Genomic DNA, 777 nt, shown 5'->3' with positions numbered 1-777 from the left:
GGCAACGAGGCCAGCTGGGGGCAGCCCACTCCAGAGGAAGCCGCAACCCCAAGCCCGTGGCTTACCACCCGTGCGGTTGACCCGGTTCCGGCTCCCTTGGCTTGGGATGAGAGTGCCCAGCCGCGACAGGCCCGGACAGCGGCCCTGTGGGGCATGCCCCCCACCAAAGACCAAGACTATGCAGGCCCTTGGCATTCGGTGGATACCACCGGCTCCCAAAAGGCTGAGGAAACGATCCTCTGGGCTGACCCGTCCAACGCCATGGCCTTCTCGTTCAAAGGGAGCGTGTACAGGCCCGACCTCATGCCCCCGATATTCTTCCGGTTTGGCAGCACAGTGACCAAGCAGCCTATCCAGCCCAAGGATGCCGCTCCGGTGGTGCGCTGGCAGCAGGGCAGCCTGACGGATTTGGTGGCGGGCCTGCCGTGGGGAGAAGGCCGGTTTGAAAGAGTCAAAGATAACAAGCACACCGTCGACTATGGCGCAAAGGTCGAGCCTCTGCCTTTGCAACCCACGGCCCCGGATGACAAGGAGAGTTACCTGCTTATGAACACCGTGAACGCCGTCAGGCTTTCGGATAACGAACCTATCGAGCTGCTGGATATCCGCATCGAGCTGGATATTGATTCTTTCACATGGCAGCTTTCAGCGACTGTGGATAACCGGGCCACGTTGGCCCTGATAGAGCCGAACAGCAGCGGCACCAAGGACATAAAGATCACTATTAACGGCTGGGACTGGGTCTTTATGGTCACCCGGTATGATGCGGAGCGTACC

General features: G+C 60.2%; 1 protein-coding gene. It reads left to right on the top strand.

Translation table 11 applies throughout. The features are described 5' to 3' along the window. Positions 1–777: hypothetical protein (locus E1189_RS22445; RefSeq protein WP_230459890.1), on the top strand; the 777-nt coding region annotated here is incomplete at both ends.

Source organism: Parendozoicomonas verongulae (assembly GCF_009711465.1).
Classification (GTDB): Bacteria; Pseudomonadota; Gammaproteobacteria; order Pseudomonadales; family Endozoicomonadaceae; genus Sansalvadorimonas; species Sansalvadorimonas verongulae.
This window is presented reverse-complemented; position numbering and strand designations above follow the sequence as displayed.